This window comes from Lacibacter luteus (genome assembly GCF_004118265.1).
Taxonomy (GTDB): domain Bacteria; phylum Bacteroidota; class Bacteroidia; order Chitinophagales; family Chitinophagaceae; genus Lacibacter; species Lacibacter luteus.
This window is the reverse complement of sequence record NZ_SDHW01000009.1, coordinates 27,667-46,379: the sequence shown is the minus strand read 5'-3', so window position 1 is coordinate 46,379 and position 18,713 is coordinate 27,667. Positions and strand designations below refer to the sequence as shown.

The following is an 18,713-nucleotide window of genomic DNA, read 5'->3' as shown; positions in this document are numbered from 1 at the left end:
TGACTAAAAGAATTGTATGAACGAAAAGAGTTTGTTTTTGAGGCCGGGCGATGAAGATGTTGATTTTTTACCCATCATCCCATTAAACGAAGCAGAGTCCGATGGCGACGATATAGCAGATTTTCCCGCAGAACTGCCGATTCTTCCATTACGAAATACCGTGTTATTTCCGGGTGTTGTATTGCCCATTACTGTTGGCAGAGATAAAAGTATACAGGCTGTAAATGAAGCGTACAAAACAGATAAACTGGTTGGTGTTGTTGCACAAAAAGACAGCAATGTTGAAGACCCTACCGTTAATGATCTGGAAGATGTTGGTACAATTGCCAAAGTTGTAAAGCTTATTAAAATGCCCGATGGCGGCACAACGGTTATTATACAGGGTAAAAAGCGTTTCAGCATCAACAGCATTACTGCAGAAGATCCGTTTTTTAAAGCAAGCATCGAAGTGTTGAGCGAAGAAGCAACACCGGAAGATGATAACTTTAAAGCAATAGCAGGTTCAATTAAAGATATGGCGGCGCAGATCATTCAACTTTCGCCGAATATTCCAAGTGAAGCTTCGATCATTCTGAAGAATATTGAGAACCCTGCTTTTCTTGTACACTTTGTAAGCAATAATCTTAACAGCGATATTAAAGAGAAACAACAGTTACTCGAAACGCAGAATATCCGTCAGCGTGCAGAATTGTTGTTATCGTTATTGCAAAAAGAATTGCAATACACCGAGCTGAAGAATAAAGTAACCAACAAAACAAGAACAGAGTTAGATAAACAGCAACGTGATTACTTTTTACAGCAGCAGTTAAAAAGTATTAAAGAAGAATTAGGCGGCGACAGCAACGACCTGGAGATACAGGAAATGAAGAAGAAGGCCGAAATAAAACAGTGGAGCGAAGCTGCAAAAGAAATGTTCCGCAAAGGTGTTGAAAAGCTGGAGCGCATGCATTCATCAACGCCTGATTATTCGGTGGTGTACAATCATCTTGATCTGATGCTTGATTTGCCCTGGGGCGAATACAGCAATGATCAATACGATCTGAAAAAAGCAAAGAAAGTTTTAGACCACGATCATTACGGTATTCAAAAAGTAAAAGAACGTATTCTTGAATACCTGGCTGTATTAAAACTGAAGGGCGATATGAAAAGCCCCATCCTTTGTTTGCTTGGCCCTCCCGGTATTGGTAAAACATCGTTGGGTAAAAGTATTGCAAGTGCACTTGGCCGTAAGTATGTACGTATAAGTTTGGGTGGTTTGCACGACGAAAGTGAAGTACGTGGTCATCGCAAAACATATATTGGTGCAATGCCCGGTCGCATCTTACAATCGTTGCGCAAAGTAAAAACATCGAACCCGGTAATGATCCTAGATGAGATCGATAAGATCGGTAACGATTTTCGTGGCGATCCTTCAAGTGCATTGCTGGAGTTACTGGATCCTGAACAGAACCATACCTTTTACGATAACTATCTCGAATTGGAATATGATCTGAGTAAAGTATTGTTTATTGCTACAGCAAACAGTCTTGCATCTATACAACCTGCTTTGCGTGATCGTTTGGAAATAATTGATCTGAGTGGTTATGCAGTGGAAGAGAAGATAGAGATCGCCAAAAACTATCTTGTTCCCAAACAAAAAGAAGCACATGGCTTGCAGAGGTTTTCGTTTAAAATAAGTGATGCTGTACTGCGTAAAGTAATTGAAGAGTACACAAGAGAAAGTGGTGTGCGTGAGTTAGACAGACAGCTGGCTTCTATTATGCGTTCGCAGGCGAAAGAATATGCATTGAAAGAAAAGCTGAAACCTACACTTACAGCTAACGATATTGAACGCATATTGGGCAAAGCACGTTACAGTAACGAGCTGTACAAAACCGCAAACATGGCTGGTGTAGCCGTTGGTTTAGCATGGACTGCTGTTGGTGGCGATATTCTGTTTATTGAAACAAGTTTAACCGATGGCAAAGGTGAGTTGCGCTTAACCGGTAATCTCGGTAATGTAATGAAGGAAAGTGCTACAACAGCATTGAGCTATTTGCAGGCGAATTATAAAAAGCTCGGCATTGATCCCGAAGATTTTCAGAAGAAAAATATTCATCTGCATGTGCCAGAAGGTGCAGTGCCGAAAGATGGACCGAGTGCAGGCATTACCATGTTGTCGGCTATCAGCAGTGCGTTTACTGGCCGCCGGGTAAAACCATTTCTTGCAATGACCGGAGAGATTACGTTGCGAGGGCAAGTGTTACCTGTTGGAGGTATTAAAGAAAAAATTCTGGCAGCAAAACGTGCCGGCATTAAAGAAGTGATTCTTTGCTGGCAAAACGAAAAGGATGTACAGGAGATCAATTCGCAATACATTAAGGGTATGAAGTTTCATTATGTAAAAACAATGCAGCAGGTGCTCGATCTTGCATTACTGTAATTTTTTTAGGGGTTAATGAACCAATTCTTCTCCGTCCTGTTATAAATACAAACGAACACGAAGTTCATTCATGTTGGTTGTTTTAAGGATCAAAAGCATTCCCCCATTTTCATGGGGGATTTTTTATGTCAACTTCTAACCGTACGGTTTTCTGTTTAAATTACAGCATTATAAATGCTATGCGTGCTGCTGTTTGTTTAATCTTTTTACTGTGTATTACTGCTCACCTACCTGCACAAACGCTGGGCGGGCAGAGTGCTTATAACTTTTTAAAGTTTCCGGCATCGCCACAGGTTTCGGCATTGGGTGGTATTAATGTAAGTAATGAGTCGAACGATCTTTCACTGGCATTCAGCAATCCTGCACAACTCGATTCGGCTATGCACACGCAGATGGTTGCCAACTTTAATGCATTATATGCCGGCGTAAAAAATCTGCATTGGATGTTTGCGTATCGTAATCAGAAACTGCAAACAAATTTTGCAGCAGGTATTCTTTATTTCGATTATGGTGCTACCCAGCAAACCGATGCTTCGGGCAATGTTGAAGGCGTGTACCGCCCACGGGATTTTGTTGTACAGTTGATGGCAAGCAGGGAATATCTTACCCGTTGGAAGTATGGAGTTGCATTGAAGTTTTTAGCAAGCAATTATGGTCCATACCGTTCTTCCGCAATAGCAGCTGATGTTGCGGTTTTGTATAAAGACACAGCCAATTTGCTGCAGGCAAGTGTTGTTGCTGTAAATATGGGTGGACAGTTGAAGCGATATAATCCTGCTGAACCGGAAGAGCTTCCTTTCGATTTGCAGGTTGGTATTTCAAAACGATTGGCAAAAGCGCCGATCCGTTTTTCATTAACAGCACATCATCTGCATCGGTTCAACATTATGTATAACGATACATTGTTTAATAATGAGAATGGTTTTGAAAATGCATCAGCAAAGAAATTTACATTCGACAAACTGTTTCAGCATTTTGTTTTTTCAACACAACTTTTAATTGGTGGAAGGGTAGAAGTAACTGCAGGTTTTAATGTATTACGAAGCCAGGAGTTGAAAGTAAGTACAGGCGGTAACGGCTTAACCGGCTTTTCATTAGGTGCAGGTGTGTTGTTTTCGAAACTGCAGCTGCGTTATGCACGAACTTATTTCCAAAATAATGTTGCTTATAATCAGTTAGGATTAACGATGCCGTTAAATCAATATTTCGGTTTGGGCAGTTGGGGAGAGAAGGCTGGATGGTGAGGGCGTTTTGAGTTTTTAGATGGTAGCAGCTGTGTCAAAATCAATAATGAATGTCAGATGAAGAAAAAAGTAGTTTCAACGTCGTACATGAAATGCATATTGACGGTATTAGTATTAATTACCTGCTATGAACAATTGCTTGCTCAGAAGCAACTGAAAAAGGAATGTTTTGAGGCAGAAATTAATTCAGAGAATGTATTTACAAAAATAGAAATTGTTCCTTCTTTCATTGGAGGTTCTAATACATTTAAAAGTTATTTAAATAGCTCAGGTGGATTTGGTTTTCTTTCCAATGAATTATTGAATAAGGATTCAATTTATTTTGATACTGCTCGTGTGAGATTCATAATCAGTAAGTATGGTGTGATGAGTAATTTGTCGGTTACAAAGTGTCATTCGGAATCGTATAAGAAAGAGGTTTATCAGGTCATAAGAGGGTCGGCATGTGGTTGGATTCCGGGAAATTTCAGCGGCAGAAACATTAATGGGTGGGTGCAGATTGACATATATTTTCAGTTAAAACGATGCCAGGATAATTCTATACAAAAAACTGTATCATATAAGCAATATGACTACAAAACAGACGATTAAAATGCTTGCTGAAAAAGGTATTATAGTCAAATAAGTCAAGGCTGTACTTGGGAATCTCACCCTTCGGGGGAGTTTGAGGGGGCTGCATCTTTCTTTATCTTATCCCCGAACAGTAACTCCACAAGTACGTTGTAAATAAAATGAGCGATCATGGGCAGTAGCAATCCTCCGCTGAGTAACACCAGCAATTGAAAACCGATGGCAAATGGAATGATTTGTACAATTGCTTTTTCGCCTTGTGTACCATGGCCGAAAGCAAATACCACTGCACTGAGTACTGCAGCTATCCACCACACATTCTCTACATAACTTCCAACCATTTGAAACAACACGCCACGATAAATATACTCTTCGCAAAATGCAGCTACCACGCAAGCAAGAATCCAAACAAAACGTTCAAGGTTTGTATCGGGTAAAATATGATGAAGCGTTCCACTGTCTTCTTTCTCTTTCGAAAATTTTTGCGATAGCCATGCAATCGTCAATGCAATAGCAATTAAACCAACTGCTGCGCCAACCGATTGCAACGTAAACGAACTTTTAAACACAATGATGATTTCTTCACTACGTGCCGCAAAAAAAGCAAGCGTACACAAAATAACCTGCATAATAACAGACTGCAGATACACCGGAATTTTCGCCAGTTGCGCACCTTCCATTTCTGCTTCCATCTTACGGATGTTCTTATAGCTCTGTGCTGTAAGAAACGGAAGTCCTGCTGCAATAATGATCATGAAGAGTAAACTCATAGGGTAGCCTCCTTTGCTTTTTGCAGCAGATGGTTGTGCAACGCTGTAACCTGTGGTAGTAATAACTGCTGCTCGTTGTTGTGTACTGCAAAATCGCAGAGTTTCATTTTTAATTGCTCATCTATTTGATTCGCCATTCTTCTTTTTACTTCTTCTGCAGGCACATGATCCCGATTCATTACACGTTTTAAACGAATAGTTAGCGGAGCTGTAACACCAATAATATAATCAAGTCCTTCTGCAGTGCCACTTTCAAAAAGCAATGCTGCTTCTTTTACAACATAGGGTGCAGTTTGTTTGCTGAACCATTCCTGCGCATCGGCAATGGTAGCAGGGTGTACAAAACTGTTTAGCAATGCAAGTTTTTCTTTGCTGTTAAAAACAATGGCTGCAAGATGTTTGCGGTTAAGTTCTCCGTTTTCGAAGTAGGTTTCTTTACCAAAATTGCTGATGAGTTGTTGCTTCAATGCTTCATTGGTATTCATCAGTTGCTTTGCAGCATCATCAGCATAATAAACAGGAACGCCCAGCACTTCCAGTACTTTGGCTACAGTGGTTTTGCCACTGCCAATACCTCCTGTTAAACCGATTTTCAACATACTGAAAACAAATTTGCGATTTCAGATTTACGATTGCAGATTTATGGAACCCCCAATCGCTTAATCTAAAATCGCAAATCGTAAATCTGAAATAAATTATTTCTTTTCTTCTACAGTTTTATTGATCTGTTTTGTCCAATCTAAACTGATCGAACTTTTTTCAATCTTAATATAACTGCCGGGGTTAATTTCCAATGAAAGTGTACCGTCTTCGTTTACCTTGTTAATTACACCGTGAATACCTGCAATGGTTACAACTTTATCGCCTTTTTGCAAATCGTCAATAAATTTCTTTTGCTCTTTTGCTTTTTTAGCCTGTGGACGAATCATGAATAACCAGAAAACGACAATCATTAATCCAAGAAATACTAACTGAATGCTGCCGCCACCTGATTTTGGATCGCCTGCAAATAATAAAAATTGATACATGTTTGTTTGTTTTATTTTTTAGGAAGAACCTCGCCTTCAAAGAATAAATTGGTTACACCTTCTTTCGTGTTTGCTGTTACAGTTAAGTTTTTGTTTGCTTTACCAACACGTCCTTCGCTGTTAAACTCTGCTGTAATTTTTCCTTCTGCACCGGGAGCAATCGGCTCTTCGGGTTTAGATGGTACCGTACAACCGCAACTTGCCTGTACACTTGAAATGATTAATGGCTTTGTACCTGTGTTCTTAAAATGGAATGTGATGATCACTTTTTCACCATCGATCACTTTGCCAAAGTTCTGGGCCGAATCGAGCCACTGTACAGTGGTTAAATTTTCTGCATCAGCCGCAGCAGGAACGGTTCCTGTGGTTGATGCAGCATCTGTTGATGCAACTTTTTTATCGTTATTGCCACAGGATGCAAGCAATAAAACCAATGCGGATAAAACAATCAGTTGTTTCATACTTAAATACAGTTTTTGAGAGTGCAAATGTAGTGGAAAGCTTTTACTACTATTTCTTAAAACTAACTTTATGCAGCTTGTTTTGCGTAGCCAGATCTTTATGAATACTGTCCAGGATACCGTTTACGAAATGACCACTTTGCGGTGTGCTGTAGTCTTTTGCCAGATCGATGTATTCGTTAATGGTAACTTTTGGCGGAATAGTCTCAAAAAAGAGGAACTCACAAATACCCATACGCATCAAAATCATATCAAGAACGGCAGTACGTTCAGGATCCCAGTTCTGCAGTTTATCCTTGATGTAATCGTTACATACTTCTTCTTTTTCAATTACGCTCAGCAACAGGTCTTTTGCAAACTTCAGTTTATCATTGCCTACAAATTGCTGAAAATCGCCACTCTGTGGTTTTTGCAGCAGGTTCAGCATCAGCAAATTCATCATATCTGCATCATCTTCCCAATGTAAAAAGCGTTCTTCTACAGAACTGATGAAGTCTTCGTTGGGTAACATCAGATCGGTAAAAATGAATTCGATGATCTCTTTTTCCTTTTTCTTTTCACGGCCTTCGATCTGGATATATTCTTTGTACAGATCGCTGTTAACCAGTTCGGCATACAGTTTTTTGATCCATTCTTCGCCTCCCAGTAATTCGGGTTTTATTTCGGCCATTACTTTTACAAACGAAGGTTGTTCCAGCAGTTGCCATAAAAGCAGGTTACCTGCAATTTTTGTGTTTACACTCAAATCGGCAGCGGTAGGCAAATGCTTCGAAGCCCGTTGTCTTGCATCGGTTTCTGCGTAACGTGCTGTTTCAGTAAGTATGTAAATGAGAAAAACAAATAACTGGCGGCTTTGGTCGATATGCTTGTCGAGCGTACGGATGGCTTCCTCTTTGGTAATATCGCCTTCTCTTGTAAAACAGGTATAAAGTGTTTGCATAACCTTTACCCTTATATTTCTTCTGCTGATCATTCTGAAAGAACTTTGATAATAAAAGGACAAAGATAAGCAATGGTTTCCCTTAAATTTGACAGATAGCGATTTTTTAAATTTCACCACCAACGTAAAAGCAAGCGGGTTCATGTATTTTAATTCCTGAACCTGCAAACCAAAAAGCATGAAAAAACTCATTGGCGTTTCTTTCGCCTTTCTGGCTATCAGTACATTCTTTGGCTGCAATTTTACGAAGCAGCATGCAAACAACACATCTGCACCCGTTGAAAACCCAGGATGGTCGAAAGACCGCACAAAACAGAAGTACGATGGTATCAAGGAGGCAATGAATCTGGAGTTTGAACAAACAAAAGATGTGAAATTAGGATATGTGCCTGCATCAAACCTGGTTAACGAAGTGTACAGGCATGAGTTAGGAAGACGATCGGGCAGGCTTGCAAGACTTTCTGCGCTCACATGGGTAGAGCGTGGACCCAATACGAATTCTGTTGGGCCCAGCAACGGAAATATTCGTGGCCCGGCAAATAATGCTGTTACCAGTGGCAGAACAAGGGCGCTTTGGTTTGATTTAAATGATCCCTCTCGTAAAACAGTTTGGCTTGGGGCTGTAAGCGGTGGCTTATGGAAAACCACCGATATTTCAGCTTCACCAGCAAATTGGACATTAATCAGCGATTTTTTTGGCAACCTTGCTGTAACAGCTATTTGCCAGGATCCTCTAAATAAGAATATCCTCTACTTTGGCACAGGAGAAAAAACATTTAATGCAGATGCAGTTAGAGGGGGAGGGGTATGGAAAAGTACAGACAATGGTGTTACCTGGAATTTACTTACAAACACAGTCAATTTCTACAACGTTTCAAGAGTGGTTTGTGATGCGACAGGAAATGTATATGTAGCAACAATTGGAGGAGGTAGTGGTATTCAACGTTCTTCGGATGGTGGGGCTACCTGGGTAAATATTACACCTTCAGGCTTAACTACCCGGGTTACAGAAATGCGCCTTAGCAGTACGGGCAGATTACATATTGTTTGCGGTTACAGAAACAGCGGAATATCTGGACACAGGTTTGCAGACAATCCTTCGACAGTTACTGCCGGTACTTGGACAGAGCCTTTAACAACCTACCCCACGACCTACAACACAGAACTCACGGTTGCAGGTAATACATTGTATGCTTTACCGGCTGATGCGAATTATCGTACACCTGTCATCTATAAATCTACCGATGGTGGACTTAACTGGGCTCAAACAATTACATCGCCACCAAGCGGAACATCTGATTCTGATGCGAGTCCTTCAATCAATACCGGACAAGGTTGGTACGATTTAGCCATCGGGGCAGATCCTGCAAATCCGGATTTAGTAATAGCAGGTGGACTGAATTATTTTAAATCGGAAAACGGTGGTGTTTCGTGGGCAAGAATATCACGTTGGGTAGGAAACACAGTTATGTACGTCCATGCCGATCACCATGCTGTTGTATGGGATGGTAACCAGGTATTATTGGGAACAGATGGCGGAGTGTTTTATTCATCGGACAATGGATTCAGTTTTACCGACAGAAATGTTGGTGTACGAACCAAACAGTTTTATTCCTGCGCTATTCATCCTTCACAAACAAACTATTTTTTAGGGGGTACACAAGATAACGGAACACACCAGTTAAACAGTCCGGGATTGGGTGCAAGTGTGGAAGTGTTAGGAGGCGATGGTGGGTTTGTACACATTGATGAAAATGAACCACAATATCAGTTTGGCGCCACAACATATGCCAATTACAGGCGTAGTGTAAATGGTGGTGCGGCCTGGTCATCTGTAAGCTACTCCAGCAGTATCGGCCAATTTATTAACCCGACCGATTACGACGATATGAATAATAAAATGTACACAAGTGCTTCTGTTGGTTCTTATGTACGTTGGGACGATCCGCAAACCGGTGCAACCTTTCGTTCGGTTTCTATTTCTTCAGGCACTTCCTCTGCGGTTACAAGTATCAAAGTTTCTCCATCGGTTAATAACAGAGTCTATTTTGGCTCATCTGAAGCAAGAGTGGTAAGGGTAGATAATGCACACCAGAATTTTCCAACGGTAACAAATATTTCGGGTTCTAATTTCCCGGCTTCCGGTAATACTGTTTCCTGCATTAACACAGGTACAACGGATGATTACTTGTTGGCAACTTTCAGTAACTATAACGTGGCGCATGTGTTTGTAAGCACAACCGGTGGCGGTGCTTCCGGCTGGGCGGATATTACCGGTAACCTTCCAAATGTTCCGGTACGTTGGGCTATGTTTTACCCGGAAGATAATGATAAGGCAATTATAGCAACTGAGATGGGGATTTTTGAAACGGATGATATTAACGGATCTTCTACAGACTGGGTACGTAACAGCACATTTCCTGTGGTACGTACAAATATGTTGCAGTACAGGCATAGCGATAAAACTTTGCTTGCGGCAACACATGGTCGGGGAATGTGGACAACGCAGTTGCCCCTTTCAACACCTTATATCCGTTTTGCCGGTTCGTACAAGTACACTTCTGCTGCGGAAGGTACTACTGCATCTGGTGAAGTTTGCCGAAACTATCGTGACATAACTATCCCTATGCGTATTGATGCAGCCCCAACAGGAAATGCTACTGTAACATTGAGTATACAGGCCGGTGGTACTGCAATACAGGGATTGGATTATGATTTTACCACAAACGGAAATTTTGCATCTCCATCAAGCACTTTATTATTCAATAGCGGAGCAACTGCCGATCAGAATATAACCGTTCGTATTTATAACGATGCGGAAGTAGAAGGAGCAGAGTCATTTACTTTTAATTATGCAATAAGCGGAAGCACAAATGCAATTGCCGCACCTAGCAGTCAGAGTTATACTGTTACGTTTACAGATGATGATGTAGCCCCTGTTGCTTCTTTATACAGTGGTAATTTTAATATCGGTCAAAGTGAAACCACACTTTCAGATAATTCACCTTTTCGAACAGACCGTAGCCGTTTTCGTGTACAGTATTTGTTTACGGCTTCCGAGTTAACAAGTGCCGGTATGAGTGCTGAGGGTTTTATTCGTTCAATGACGATTAGTGTAATTACGAAAAACAGTACACAGCCATTTACAGGGTTTACTATTTCAATGGCAAATACCACTGCAACAACACTTAATACAGGATTTAATGGTACGCCCCTAACACAAGTTTATTCGGCTAATTACAGTACATCAGTTGGAGTAAATCTATTTAATTTCACAACTCCGTTTTATTGGGATGGAGTTTCCAATTTGCTTGTAAATATTTGTTATGATAAAGCAACAGCAGAAAGTTCGGCCGATCTTGTGGATGCAACTTCTGCTCCGTTTGGAAATTCGAATTCAGCTGTAAGAGCATCAACCTGGTCAAATGCGATAAGCAGTTCCGGATGTTCTTTAGCTGCGGCATACATCGATTACAATCGTATTACAACAACCTTCAATGCGGTTTCGGGTAATTCCATTGCAAGCACTGCCGGAACAAACCGTTCTGAGTATGTTGGAGGAAGTGGTGTCTACAGTTTTTATAATGGTTTTGATATTATTGCCCGTATGGGAGCTGCCTCAAGGAATTTTGGTTGTGTAAATGCTGCTGTTGCTGAAGCGGGTAACAGTTGGCAAACCTTCTTTGCAGGTACACGTTCTCAAAAAATATTTAACATCAATTATAGCGGAGCTCCGGATAACAGCAGTTATCAATTGAGCGCTTACTTTACTTCGGCAGAACTTGGAGGTAAAGATCCAAACAGTATTCGGTTGGCCGGAACGATAGCCGGAACAATAGCAGGAGCAAATAGCAGTAATACGAACGTATATAACTCATCTGTTACAAACTTTGGTACTGGCTATGTGTTTACAGCAACTGTTTACGGACCAGGATTGTATTTTCTTACAGAAGCAGCTGTTACACCTGTTCGCATCTTTACAAGAACAACTGATCTGATAAAGCTTTTGCAAAATCCTGTCGGTAGTTATATTCCTGTGCAAATAGGTAATGCAGCAAGAGTAAATGTAGGGGCTACACTGCTGGGCAGCAATGGCCAGGTATTGCAACGCTGGAACCTTGGCAGGGCAGATGGCGTATACCAGTTATCTTTTGGCAAAGCAACAATAGCAGCAGGAGTTTATATATTACGCATTGATGCGGGTACTAAAACCCAAAGCATAAAACTTGTTAAACAGTAACTATTCAGCCCCTGCAAAAGCAGGGGCTGTTTTTTTGTACACGTATTACAGGCTCAAATGAAAAAGGCAAATAAGAAGAAACAATATCAAAAAAACAGAAGACCTGTTATTGTTTCAATTCTGTTTTTATTTAGCTTTTTACAGTTGCTGATAAGCTCTTGCAACACAGAAAAAAAACTGGTTAAAAAAGTATATGCTTTTCAAAGTCCACGGCAGCAAGGCAATATACCGGTAGACCCTTCAGGCAATGAATTACCGCTGTTGCCCGATACTTTTTATACGGCTTATGTTGTAACGGTTAAAAAAGTAACCCGGTTCGATTCTGCCTGGTATCGTGGAAAGCGGTTTTCGGTTTCTGCCAACCTTATAACGGGTAACAGTGCAGAAGTTGGGTTAGAAAAGGGCAGTCTTACAAAACCATTGCTTATTACTACAGAAAATACATCTGCACTATATAGCCTGCAGTTAACGGTTGACAGATCGGCAATCTCGCCGCAAAAAACAGAGGATGGTGTTATGTTAATCCGCTTTTTTAAAGGTAAACGTGCTTTTTATCAGCAGATAGAAAGGGTAGAAGCAGTGGAGCAGCTGCCTGCGAATTAAAACTGCCTGTTAAAATGTCTTTCCGCATCTGTCAGTTTACGGGCTTATTTGACCTTTATTTTGCCATTCCTGAAAATTTTGCACATTTCGGCCCCACGGCACTGTATTCGCTTACCTTCGCATGCCCGTCAAAGCGGGTGAAATCATTTTCATTAAAAACCAAAAAAGAATAATTATGGCTAAGAAGGTAAGTGTTACCCCTTTACACGACAGGGTAATTGTGAAGCCTGCCCCGGCTGAAGAAAAAACAGCAGGTGGTATCATCATCCCCGACACAGCAAAAGAAAAACCCCAGCGTGGTACTGTAGTGGCTGCCGGCCCCGGTAAAAAAGACGAACCCGTTACTGTAAAAGTTGGCGACGTTGTTCTTTATGGTAAATACGCCGGTACTGAAATCTCTATTGATGGCGCAGACCTGCTCATCATGCGTGAAAGCGACATTTTAGCAATTGTATAAAACAGCTGCGAGCTATTAGCTGCAAGCCAAGCACCATGCAGATTTAACTGTACAATGGTGCGACGCAACTGCAGATGATAGTGTTACAAAAGCTTGTAACAAAAAACTACAAACTAAAAACTTAAAACTATTTCATATGGCAAAGCAAATCTTCTTTGATATCGAAGGAAGAAATAAAATGAAGAAAGGTGTTGACGTATTGGCCAACGCTGTAAAAGTTACCCTCGGTCCTAAAGGTCGCAACGTGGTAATTGAAAAGAAATTCGGTGCACCAGCTGTTACAAAAGATGGTGTTACTGTAGCAAAAGAAATTGAACTGGAAGACCCGATTGAAAACATGGGTGCACAGATGGTGAAAGAAGTAGCTTCTAAAACTGCAGACATTGCAGGCGATGGTACTACTACTGCAACTGTATTGGCACAAAGCATTATTGCTGAAGGTTTGAAAATGGTGGCTGCCGGTGCAAACCCAATGGATCTGAAACGTGGTATTGATAAAGCAGTACGTCTTGTGGTTGAAAACCTGAAAGGTCAATCACAAACTGTTGGTAACGACAGCAAAAAAATTCAGCAGGTTGCTTCTATCTCTGCAAACAACGATGAAACAATCGGCAAGCTGATCGCTGAAGCATTTGCAAAAGTTGGTAAAGAAGGTGTAATTACTGTTGAAGAAGCAAAAGGTACCGATACTACTGTTGATGTAGTAGAAGGCATGCAATTCGATCGTGGTTATATTTCTCCATACTTCGTTACAAACAGCGAAAAAATGGAAGCTGAATTGCAGAACCCATACATCCTTATCTATGATAAGAAGATCTCTGCAATGAAAGATATCCTCCACATCCTGGAGAAAGTTGCACAAAGCGGTCGTCCTTTAGTGATCATCTCTGAAGATCTGGAAGGTGAAGCATTGGCAACATTGGTTGTAAACAAACTCCGTGGTACACTGAAAGTGGCTGCTGTAAAAGCTCCGGGCTTTGGCGACCGTCGTAAAGAAATGCTCACTGATATTGCGATCCTCACTGCAGGTACAGTTATCAGCGAAGAACAAGGTTACAAATTAGAGAATGCTGATTTGACTTACTTAGGTCAGGCTTCTTCTGTAACTATTGATAAAGACAACACAACAATTGTTGGTGGTAAAGGAAAGAAAACCGAGATCACTGCACGTGTTAACCAGATCAAAGCACAGGTTGAAAACACAACTTCTGACTACGATAAAGAAAAATTACAAGAGCGTTTAGCGAAGTTAGCAGGTGGTGTTGCAGTATTGTACATCGGTGCTGCTACTGAAGTGGAAATGAAAGAAAAGAAAGACCGTGTTGATGATGCGTTGCATGCAACACGTGCTGCTGTTGAAGAAGGTATCGTTCCTGGTGGTGGCGTAGCTTACATTCGTGCACTGGATGCATTGGAAGCAAAAGTTCGTGGACAGATTGAAGACGAGCAAACAGGTATGCAAATCATCCGTCGTGCTTTGGAAGAACCTATCCGCACATTAACTGCCAACGCAGGTATTGACGGTTCTATCGTTGTACAAAAAATTAAAGAAGGCAAAGGCGACTTTGGTTTCAATGCACGCACTGAAACATATGAAAATATGTTTAAGGCTGGTGTAATTGATCCTACAAAAGTGAGCCGTGTTGCTTTGGAAAATGCAGCTTCTATCGCTGGTATGTTGTTAACTACTGAGTGTGTAATTGCTGACAAACCAAAGAAAGAAGAACCGCATGCACATGGCGCTCCTGATATGGGCGGTATGGGTGGTTACTAATTTTGAAGTACGAGATAAGAAGTTAGAAGTACGAAGTGCATTAACTTCAATCGCTTCAAAAACTGGTAACGGTTTGAAGATAAAAACAAAGTCCTCCGGGTTTCCGGGGGACTTTGTTTTTAAATCAATATAAGATTCAACATTTCTTATCGGTTGGAGGAGGCACCAACCGATAAGAAAAAATCAAGTGTTCCGTTATTGTTTTTTCACCTCACAAGAAAACGAAACCACAAACCCATCAAGATCTTTAAACGAAACAACGCTTCTTCCATAAAATGTTTCAGCTTCAAATTCTGTTTCAATTCCTTGTTGGATAAGTGTTGCAAAAATCGCATCAATAGAAACTACATTAAACCATAGACCGGTATCTTTTTTATCTGCAATCACAGATCTTTCATCAGGACCGATCATAAAGGCAGCGCCATCCCATTCAATTCTTGCCCAGTTGATTTCACAGTCAGGCTCCCAAATAAGATTGGTGGCCACACAGGAAAAGCCCAACTGCTCATACCATGCAATGGCAGCAGGAATATTTTTCACCAACAGGAAAGGAACACATTCGGTCATATAATAATGATTGAAGATTGATACTGCTATTTACATGTCGGCACCTGGTCTTTCAGCAGTATCCTTAAAGATATAAATCAGCAGGCAGATTACAGAACCGCCACTGCAACAGAAACTCATCAACAGATAATGTAAAAAAATCCATTTATTACTTATTTTAAAGGTCTCAATGAAAGTCGCTCAGCTTATATCTGCATGTCTGCTCATTACCCTGTGTGCTGCTGCACAAAAAAAACTTCCGATAGATGAGTGGGTAAACCGTTTAAAAGATGAAAGCAAACAACAGGTAGCAAAACACTATAGCGTTTACTACGATATTACCAAGATAGATTCCACATCAAAGATCAAAGCCGCTACAGAAATTGAAGCAGCCTGTGCCAAAGGAAACAAACGGTTACAGTTGCTGGGCAGGAGTGTAAAGGCAAAATTGTTTTTCTATCATTTGAAAGAAGGCGATTCATTGTATGCTGCACAAATGAAAGTATGCCTTAATGAGGCAGTTGAAATGGAAGATCCTTACCTGCAGGCAGAGTTTGGCCGATGGTACAGTGAAATGCTCAACTCCATGAACAAGTATGAACTGGCTGTGCAATATGCCATCACTTCACTTCGACTGCATGACTATCTTGGTGTAGAAAATTTTGCAGCAGTCAGTATTTTTTATTTGTGGGTGGGTGAGGCATTGCTGGTGGCCGGTTATCCGCAGGATGCGATTGATCATTTGCGTACAGGATTGAAGCTGGCCGATACATTGGTGAAGCCTTTCCGTTTTATGTACACCTATAACAACCTGGGGCTGGCGTATCGTAAGTTGCAGAAACATGATTCGGCTATTTATTACTTTGAAAAGCTGCAGAACTATTGCATCGAAATAAACAAACCGGTGTGGCAGGAGATCGCTTACAAAAACCGGCTGCCATCATTTGTTGCATTGGGAATGCTGGATAGTGCAAAGATGGTTGATGCCCGTTTGTTTGAAATTGCAAAAGCAAGTAAAGAGCCCGATGATCTGTTGATCGCTTATGAAATGAAGGGTAAAATTGCGATGCAGGAAAACGATCATCAAACAGCTATTGCTGCATTGCTGAAAAGTGCCGAGCTGAACAATGGAAAAAATAAAGAACTGCTCAACCGTGTGTATGAAGCATTAGCTGCCTGTTATGAAACAATGGGGCAACCGGAAAAAGCTTATCCGTATTTAAAACTCATCCGTACTTATAACGATAGTGTGAGTCTTGCACGTGAAGCAAGCAACAACCGTTATGTGTTTGTAAAAGCGGAATATGAAAAAGAACAACTGGCATTAAAAAGAATGACGGAGGAAAAAAGCAATGCCGTCAATAAACGGAATATCGGCATTGCCTTGCTTGTGCTCATTGCTGCCATTGCCATTTGGTGGCTCAACAGCAGAAGAAAAAAAGCAGAGCAACAACAACTGCAGGCGGCCAAAGAACTGGAATTGTTCAAACACGAGATCATTAACAAGAACAGTCGTATTGAAGAACTGCAGGCAAGTATCGAACATCAGCAGCATAAGCAACACGATGCACAAACCATAGGAGAACTCAGCCGGCAGATGATCCTCACTGAAGCTGACTGGCAAAACTTTAAATCGCTGTTTGAAAAAACATATCCTTCCTTTTTTAAACTGCTTCGGGAGAAAGCCCCCGGCATTACCGAAGCTGAGCAACGGATGGCTGCACTCCTGAAAATTCAACTCAACACCAAACAGATCGCTGCCATGCAGGGCATTGGTTTGGATAGTGTACACAAAACCCGCCACCGTCTTCGTCAGCGATTTGGCACAGGAACAACGGTGGAGTTAGAAACGATCATTGCAGGCATTTGATGCAAGTGAAAAGTTGAAAGTTAAAAATCGAAAATAAAGCCGCTTACAACTTTTACTTCCCACTTTCAACTTTCGATTTTCCATTTTCTATTCATTGACAGGTTTTTGACAGGTACCTGACAGGCATTTGCCAGCCCAAAAAATTGCAATCCACCTCTCCCCGGAAGTAGTTTAGATGAAACATGCTGCATGCCCATCATTAAAAAATACACAGACCTTATTATCCTCCTGTTGCTTGTACTTGTGCTTATTCTGCTGCTCATCATTTTTACGGATATGCATGTGGCAAAAATTAACCGAAACATTCAACAAACTGCAATCATTCAACTTTAAATAACAACTATTATGCGAAAGCTTTTATTACCACTACTGTCTGTTATACTCATAAAGGCGCAAAAACGCCCCGTATAAATTAAAAAAACGTAGCGTATATATTTTAACACTTTTCAAAAGTCGGGGTTTTGTGCAAAAATCGGCTTCAAATATCGCTCAATAGCCGCAATAATCTTTTCGTAAGCAGCCCGGTTGTTGAGCTTACCTTCTTACTGGTAGTGTTGCTCTTTTTATCGTAGCCCCAAGAGCCATCGATAATACTGCTGAAGCTTTGAGTAGCCAGTACCCACCAAGCCCATGCCCGTTTTACTTCATCAAACAAATGAGGATTGTTATAAACTACTGATGCATCGGCATGCAGCCTTCTACTATGAAGCGTGACACGGATCATCGTCTCCAAGTCAACAAACTTATTCTTAACAACCTGGTAGAAGTTGATCAGTTCTTTATTCGTGTCGTTCAACACTTCCGAATCGCTCGGCTCTTTTCCAAAGAAAACAGCACCACCGTCAACAAACGATTCACAGTAAAGAAGATGAGGAGGAATAATTGAAAGAATTTTACTACATAATTTTTGCTTGCCACCATAATAGGTGATCGGGGTCTTTAACTGAATTTTCATACTTGTTTATTTGAGTGTTACTTGCCTGTACTCCCAAATAAACGGCCCGCTGTAGATACAGCAGGCCAACCAAAACCAACTGCATGAGAAAAATTATTGTTTAAACAGCCTGTTATACATAAGGTTAAACGTAATATTCCAAACAAGGCCATAAATACATAAGTCAGCAAACCATCCAACAACCGGCACATAGGTTAGTGCAGTCAATGCACAAAAGATCACCATCACACTTTTTGCAATATGCCACGCATCAGCTTTCCAACCGAAGAACCGCTTCGCATGCTTCCAGCTTTCTGTTTTCAGCCAGTATTTCGCATCGTTATAGCGGAAAACAGATTTGTAAAAAGCAGGTTCGTTTTCAACCCTGTCCATTACAGCACTGCATGCTGCTGCTATTGCAAAAAACAAGAGAGAGAGGATAATCATTTCTTAGCATTTGGATTAGTAATACCTGTTAGCTCGTTGCGCTCCCATTTCTCCAGCCAGTATGTGTCGAAGGTGGGGTCTTTCTTCATCCAATATTCATACTCAGCACGGCTCAGCTGCTTTCGGTTGTTATCACTTAAATCAGCAGGGGTATGTTGTATCATCCAAATAAACCAACCGAGGGTAAATACAAAAGCGCATGCAGCACCAAAGCTCAACCCACTGATGTGCCAGCCGTTTTTGTATAAGGTGTAAATCGTCATTGAAAGGAAAACAACAATAAGCACAATGCCGGGTAAAGCCTGCTTAGGAAAGTAATCGATAAACTGCATAAACTGCTTTACATGCCTTGAACTCATTTGAATCCAAAAAGTACTTTTAGCAATTTTCTTCTGCACCTTAAAAGT

At 41.0% G+C, this 18,713-nt stretch carries 18 protein-coding genes; 9 read left to right on the top strand and 9 right to left on the bottom strand.

Annotated elements, in window-relative coordinates; all coding sequences use genetic code 11:
• Positions 1-16 precede the first annotated feature (16 nt).
• The 3 genes from lon to ESA94_RS20600 all read left to right on the top strand — a co-directional run bounded on the left by lon (position 17) and on the right by ESA94_RS20600 (position 4,257).
• Entirely contained in the window at positions 17-2,422 is a 2,406-nt protein-coding gene (gene lon, locus ESA94_RS20610; RefSeq protein WP_129132853.1) for an endopeptidase La, read from the top strand.
• Between the two features lie 179 nt (positions 2,423-2,601).
• A complete protein-coding gene (porQ, locus tag ESA94_RS20605; RefSeq protein ID WP_164972814.1) occupies positions 2,602-3,666 on the top strand; it encodes a type IX secretion system protein PorQ in 1,065 nt (354 codons plus the stop codon).
• 57 nt (positions 3,667-3,723) lie between these two features.
• Positions 3,724-4,257, top strand: a complete 534-nt coding sequence (locus tag ESA94_RS20600) for a hypothetical protein (RefSeq protein WP_129132851.1) — start codon at positions 3,724-3,726, stop codon at positions 4,255-4,257.
• A gap of 56 nt (positions 4,258-4,313) precedes the next feature.
• Here the strand turns inward: ESA94_RS20600 and ESA94_RS20595 are convergent, their stop codons facing one another.
• The 5 genes from ESA94_RS20595 to nusB form a co-directional block, all read right to left on the bottom strand.
• Positions 4,314-5,006 (bottom strand): CPBP family intramembrane glutamic endopeptidase, encoded by a 693-nt coding sequence (locus ESA94_RS20595; protein ID WP_129132850.1) that lies wholly within the window; start codon positions 5,004-5,006, stop codon positions 4,314-4,316.
• Entirely contained in the window at positions 5,003-5,605 is a 603-nt protein-coding gene (gene coaE / locus ESA94_RS20590; protein WP_129132849.1) for a dephospho-CoA kinase, read from the bottom strand. The genes ESA94_RS20595 and coaE overlap by 4 nt, the downstream gene beginning before the upstream one ends.
• A gap of 96 nt (positions 5,606-5,701) precedes the next feature.
• Positions 5,702-6,034, bottom strand: coding sequence for a preprotein translocase subunit YajC (gene yajC, locus ESA94_RS20585; protein WP_129132848.1), 333 nt, complete (start codon positions 6,032-6,034; stop codon positions 5,702-5,704).
• An 11-nt stretch (positions 6,035-6,045) separates the two neighbouring features.
• Complete coding sequence (locus ESA94_RS20580; RefSeq protein WP_129132847.1) at positions 6,046-6,495, bottom strand: DUF1573 domain-containing protein; 450 nt, start codon at positions 6,493-6,495, stop codon at positions 6,046-6,048.
• 49 nt (positions 6,496-6,544) lie between these two features.
• A complete protein-coding gene (gene nusB / locus ESA94_RS20575; protein ID WP_240671115.1) occupies positions 6,545-7,435 on the bottom strand; it encodes a transcription antitermination factor NusB in 891 nt (296 codons plus the stop codon).
• A 178-nt stretch (positions 7,436-7,613) separates the two neighbouring features.
• Here nusB and ESA94_RS20570 point away from each other — a divergent pair, with 178 nt between their 5' ends.
• From ESA94_RS20570 to groL, 4 genes are all read left to right on the top strand, one after another.
• Positions 7,614-11,675 carry a T9SS type A sorting domain-containing protein gene (locus ESA94_RS20570; RefSeq protein ID WP_129132845.1) on the top strand — a complete coding sequence of 1,354 codons (4,062 nt, stop codon included), beginning with the start codon at positions 7,614-7,616 and terminating at the stop codon, positions 11,673-11,675.
• Between the two features lie 57 nt (positions 11,676-11,732).
• Complete coding sequence (locus ESA94_RS20565; protein ID WP_129132844.1) at positions 11,733-12,278, top strand: hypothetical protein; 546 nt, start codon at positions 11,733-11,735, stop codon at positions 12,276-12,278.
• Between the two features lie 175 nt (positions 12,279-12,453).
• A complete protein-coding gene (locus ESA94_RS20560) occupies positions 12,454-12,735 on the top strand; it encodes a co-chaperone GroES (RefSeq protein WP_129132843.1) in 282 nt (93 codons plus the stop codon).
• Positions 12,736-12,871: 136 nt separating this feature from the next.
• A complete protein-coding gene (groL, locus tag ESA94_RS20555) occupies positions 12,872-14,509 on the top strand; it encodes a chaperonin GroEL (protein ID WP_129132842.1) in 1,638 nt (545 codons plus the stop codon).
• Positions 14,510-14,704: 195 nt separating this feature from the next.
• Here the strand turns inward: groL and ESA94_RS20550 are convergent, their stop codons facing one another.
• Complete coding sequence (locus ESA94_RS20550; RefSeq protein WP_129132841.1) at positions 14,705-15,076, bottom strand: VOC family protein; 372 nt, start codon at positions 15,074-15,076, stop codon at positions 14,705-14,707.
• Between the two features lie 169 nt (positions 15,077-15,245).
• Between ESA94_RS20550 and ESA94_RS20545 the strand changes: the two genes are divergently transcribed.
• Together ESA94_RS20545 and ESA94_RS21540 are read left to right on the top strand one after the other, a co-directional pair.
• Positions 15,246-16,925, top strand: coding sequence for a tetratricopeptide repeat protein (locus tag ESA94_RS20545; protein ID WP_129132840.1), 1,680 nt, complete (start codon positions 15,246-15,248; stop codon positions 16,923-16,925).
• Positions 16,926-17,114: 189 nt separating this feature from the next.
• Complete coding sequence (locus ESA94_RS21540; protein WP_164972813.1) at positions 17,115-17,258, top strand: hypothetical protein; 144 nt, start codon at positions 17,115-17,117, stop codon at positions 17,256-17,258.
• A gap of 145 nt (positions 17,259-17,403) precedes the next feature.
• On the opposite strand, the gene ESA94_RS20540 is transcribed toward ESA94_RS21540, so the two are convergent.
• The 3 genes from ESA94_RS20540 to ESA94_RS20530 form a co-directional block, all read right to left on the bottom strand.
• Positions 17,404-17,880, bottom strand: coding sequence for a DNA adenine methylase (locus ESA94_RS20540; protein WP_205756032.1), 477 nt, complete (start codon positions 17,878-17,880; stop codon positions 17,404-17,406).
• A 93-nt stretch (positions 17,881-17,973) separates the two neighbouring features.
• Entirely contained in the window at positions 17,974-18,306 is a 333-nt protein-coding gene (locus ESA94_RS20535; protein ID WP_129132839.1) for a hypothetical protein, read from the bottom strand.
• Positions 18,303-18,665, bottom strand: a complete 363-nt coding sequence (locus ESA94_RS20530) for a hypothetical protein (RefSeq protein WP_129132838.1) — start codon at positions 18,663-18,665, stop codon at positions 18,303-18,305. Before ESA94_RS20530 ends, ESA94_RS20535 begins: the two co-directional genes overlap by 4 nt.
• Positions 18,666-18,713 lie beyond the last annotated feature (48 nt).